The following is a 4,163-nucleotide window of genomic DNA, read 5'->3' as shown; positions in this document are numbered from 1 at the left end:
CGACTTGCGATGCTATGCGGGGCGGCTCAGGCTGAAGATAGGCAGGAGCAGTGACAACCCGATCGTTCCCACCACAACCCCCATCACGATGATCATGGCCGGTTCAATCAGACTGGTCACTGTTTTAATCGTGGTTTCCAGCTCCCGTTCATAGAACTCTGCCGTCCTTTCCAGTACGGCATCGAGATTCCCTGTCTCTTCTCCTGCTGCGACCATCTGAACCAGTGACCGAGGGAATATCGGATGCTGTTTCATACAGTCACACATTCGCCGCCCCTCGATAAGGCCGTCTTTGATACTCAGCCACGCCCTCCGGACAACGGTGTTCTCCGCGATTTCGGCAGCGAGCTCAATCGCCTCGAGCACAGATATCCCTGAAGCCAAAAGCGTGCCCAACGTTCGTACACTTCGTGACAGCGCAACTTTCCTTGTCACAGCACCCAGCAAAGGTACATGCAGTTTAAACACATCGAACCATTCGCGGCCTTTCTTTGTTCTCCGAAAAATGTAACCCGCTGTTGCCAAACCTCCAGCGGTGGCAATGAGAACTGGCCCATATTTCACCGCGAAATCTGAAAGCGCCAGCATCGCAACGGTGATTTTGGGGAGCTTCGCATGGCGCGACTCAAAAACTGGGACAAATTTGGGAAGTACAAACGTTAGTAAAAATGCTGTCACCGCGATGGACATAATCAGCATAATGGCCGGATATATCATTGCCGATCGGATTTTGGCTCTAGTCTCATATTCCGCCTGCATATAACCGGCCGCCCGACGCAGCATGCTCCCCAGCGATCCGGTTTTTTCGCCAGCTTTGGCAAGAGCCACAAACGTGGCGCTGAACACCCGGGGAAACTGCGCAACGGCGTAGGAAAAGTCCTGGCCCGCCTCCACGCTTTCCTTTACTTTTCGTAACACAGCGCGCATTGCCGAGTTTCTTTCTTCCTCAATGGCCGCAGCCAGAGCAGGGGCAAGCGTCACACCGGATTCCACAAGGATGGCCAACTGCTGCGTCGTGGATATAAGATCGCGAGACCGCACCCTAATGAGCGGCGAAACCTCGTCCTCGTCGTCATCTTCCACCGCTCCAGCGTGCGCAATTTGAGTGCTGCTCTCATTCAGCCGTTGAGCAACTCTTTTTATGGCCTCCACCTGGCTGGAGGTTTTAGAAGATAATTGTGATGTGATGGCTGAATCGGGTTGTACTCTCATATATTGTGACCCTCGCCAACCGAGTTTTTCCGAGCACCACCCTTAGAAGCAATTTCTCTCGTCTATGCCATCTTGTACTCGGTTATCGCTCCAAATCGATTCGCTCGACCGTCCTCACGGGCGGCTTGGCATTCTTATCCGCTGGCTCCAGCATCGGCGAGCTCGACGATATCTCCAACCGCGTGCAGCACCTCTTCGATCGTGGTGAGCCCCTCCTGCACTTTCCGAAATCCATCCTGGCGAATATTCACCATGCCGTTCGCTTCAGCTGCCTTGCGAATCTGATGGGCGCTCGCACCCGCGACAATCATGTCCCGAATTTCATCCGTAATGATTAATAGCTCGTGTATTCCGATTCTTCCTTTGTAGCCTGTGTTACGACAATTCTTGCAACCGACCCCCTTATAAAACACTTCGCACTGGCACCCCATGCGCTCCAGGGCACGTCTCAACGGGCGCGGTGGCTCGTAGGGATGTCGGCACTTCGTACAAATGCGCCGCAATAGTCGCTGTGCCAATACTGCATTGAGTGCTGCCGAAATCAGATAACTTTCGATACCCATATTGGCAAGCCGCGTGATGGCGGATGCCGCGTCGTTGGTGTGCAGCGTGCTGAACACGAGATGGCCGGTCAATGCCGCCTGAATTGCTGTGCGGGCCGTCTCCTCGTCGCGGATCTCTCCCACCATGATCACGTCCGGATCCTGGCGAAGCAGCGTGCGCAACGCCTTGGAAAATGTCAACCCAATTTTCTCCTGAACCTGGAATTGATTCACTAACGGCAAATGATATTCAATAGGATCCTCGACAGTGCAAATATTGTTTTCCATCGACGAGATCGCATTAAGACAGGCGTACAGTGTGGTGGACTTACCACTCCCTGTAGGACCGGTTGCAAGAATAATGCCATTCGGTGCGCGTATCGCCACCTTCAACTGGTTGAGAATATCCTCCGAAAATCCCAGATCCTCGAGATTCAAAGACACCCCCCGAGTATCCAGAATTCTTATAACTGTCTTTTCGCCCCGCTGCCCCGGAAATGTGTTCACCCGGAGGTCAATCTTCCGCCCTTCCAGCATGACGTTGACCCGACCGTCCTGAGGAAGGCGGCGCTCACTGATGTCCATGCCCGCCATGATCTTGATGCGGCTGCTGATAGGTGCAGCCAAATGCGCAGGAAGTTCCAGCGCTTTTTGCAAACGTCCGTCAACCCGATAGCGCACCCTGACGCACCGTTCCGCAGGTTCAATGTGAATATCGCTTGCGCCTTCTTTCACGGCATTAAAGATAATATAGTTGACTAGCCTGATAACCGGTGACTGGCCGGCGATCTCGGCGAGGTTGCCGATATCTTCTATGGCGTCCTCAATGAGCGTGACGTCAGCGGTCTCCGCGTCATCGATAATATCGTCAATAACGAGGACGCTCGAATTGGGAAGCGAGGCTATCATCCGCCGTATGTCGCGCTGGGTCGCTACGACCGGATTGACACGAAGTCCCGTCAAATACTCAATTTCCTGCAGCAGGAAAAGATTTGACGGCTCGTGGACCGCCACCGTCAACTCATCTCTGATGCGAAAAAGCGGTAGAATACAGTTATTCTCAATATAGTCTCGTGGGAAGAGATCGACCACCTTCGGGTCGAAATAGCGGAGCTCTAGTCGCACGAAGGGCAGACCATGTTCTTCCGCCAAACATTCTGCAATCTGTTCCTCAGTGCAATAACCCAGACTTAACAGAATTTCGCCAAGAAGCCGCGACCGCCCTGTGAGACGCTGCTGCTCGAGCGCCTCTTCCAACTGCTCCGGCTGGAGGTATCCTTTCTCGATAAGAATGTCGCCGAGCCGCTTCTGTCGCCTTTTGCTGACGATATCTGTCATATCCCGTCGCCGTCTCTGTTTGTCATCTCCGTATCATCTCCCGGTGTGACCTCGATTCACGGAATATTGAAAGCGTGCTCGAGTGTCTTTACGGTCTCGTATCTTTTACACGTTCTCTTGAACCGTCTACCTGAAGCTTTTCACCGCGTCCACCAGGGAGTCAAAGACCTGAATTCTCTGATCAATTTTCGTCAGACGCAGAATTTGTCGGTTAATTGCGTTGCTCGTGGCGAGCTTGAGCCCACCCCCCTTTGCAGCGAGAGAGTCATCCAGATCGAGTAGCGCTGTCAGCCCAGCACTGTCCATTACCTCCGTACTATCGAGTTCCAGCACGATGTGCGCAAATCCAAGTCGGTCGCACGTATCCATGAGCGCCGGCACCTGCCCCTCGGTGAGTTCGTCCGGTGCGTGAACGACAGCCACGTTGCCGAATATTTCGTGTGAAAAATTCATTTCTATCCGACCCCCTCAATTACCGGGTACTATCCCTCAAACACCACTATCGAATTGCGAAGACCCAATAGTCGTTCCGCTCAACTCGTTCCAACGTGTGCTTGCGCCGCCGGTTCGTCGCCATATTCCGCACTTTGCAATATCTTCGTGGCCTCCTCGACCAGCTCCCTGGGACTGAACGGCTTGGACAGCACGCGGGTGATCCCCAATCGCGATCTCAGATCCTCCTGGTCCAGTTCGAATCCTTTACCCGTCAGAAGAATAAAGGGAATATGCTGGGTCTCTCGATTTTCGCGCACTCGCTTTGCGAGCTCGAGCCCATCCAATATGGGCATCTGATAATCGCTAACGATCAGGTCCGGGGCGGCTTCCTGAATCATGGCCCACGCTATTTCTCCATTTTGTGCGAGCTTTACTGAAAAACCGACCTTTTTCAGTTTGAATTCTACCGCTCGCAAAATGGGTAGTTCGTCGTCGCACAATAAAATTAGTTTTGTCACGCTTGCTTCCTCCTGTCTCGTATCAGCTCCCCACACTCACGGCTCGGCCGACAGAGCCACTCACTGTTACCGCACGTGGGATTTCAACAATGAAAGTTGAGCCCTTGCCCAACTCACT

4 protein-coding genes are annotated in these 4,163 nt (G+C 53.2%); all 4 read right to left on the bottom strand.

Going from position 1 to position 4,163, the window contains the following annotated elements; all coding sequences use genetic code 11:
* Positions 1-12: 12 nt before the first annotated feature.
* Positions 13-1,212: a type II secretion system F family protein gene (locus H5U08_RS11630; RefSeq protein ID WP_297033185.1), complete on the bottom strand. Its 1,200-nt coding sequence runs from the start codon at positions 1,210-1,212 to the stop codon at positions 13-15.
* A 134-nt stretch (positions 1,213-1,346) separates the two neighbouring features.
* Entirely contained in the window at positions 1,347-3,092 is a 1,746-nt protein-coding gene (locus H5U08_RS11625; RefSeq protein WP_297033183.1) for an ATPase, T2SS/T4P/T4SS family, read from the bottom strand.
* Between the two features lie 126 nt (positions 3,093-3,218).
* Positions 3,219-3,545 carry an STAS domain-containing protein gene (locus tag H5U08_RS11620; protein WP_297033182.1) on the bottom strand — a complete coding sequence of 109 codons (327 nt, stop codon included), beginning with the start codon at positions 3,543-3,545 and terminating at the stop codon, positions 3,219-3,221.
* An 80-nt stretch (positions 3,546-3,625) separates the two neighbouring features.
* A complete protein-coding gene (locus H5U08_RS11615) occupies positions 3,626-4,045 on the bottom strand; it encodes a response regulator (RefSeq protein WP_297033180.1) in 420 nt (139 codons plus the stop codon).
* Positions 4,046-4,163 lie beyond the last annotated feature (118 nt).

It is taken from the genome of Thermogutta sp. (assembly GCF_014359955.1).
Classification (GTDB): Bacteria; Planctomycetota; Planctomycetia; order Pirellulales; family Thermoguttaceae; genus Thermogutta.
Note: the sequence above shows the minus strand (reverse complement) of the source record. Positions and strands in the feature narration are given on the sequence as shown.

Excerpts from the sequence above, each read along its gene's own strand:
- H5U08_RS11625 (WP_297033183.1), bottom strand. The coding sequence starts at position 3,092 with ATGACAGATATCGTCAGCAAAAGGCGACAGAAGCGGCTCGGCGACATT.
- H5U08_RS11620 (WP_297033182.1), bottom strand. The coding sequence starts at position 3,545 with ATGAATTTTTCACACGAAATATTCGGCAACGTGGCTGTCGTTCACGCA.
- H5U08_RS11630 (WP_297033185.1), bottom strand. The coding sequence starts at position 1,212 with ATGAGAGTACAACCCGATTCAGCCATCACATCACAATTATCTTCTAAA.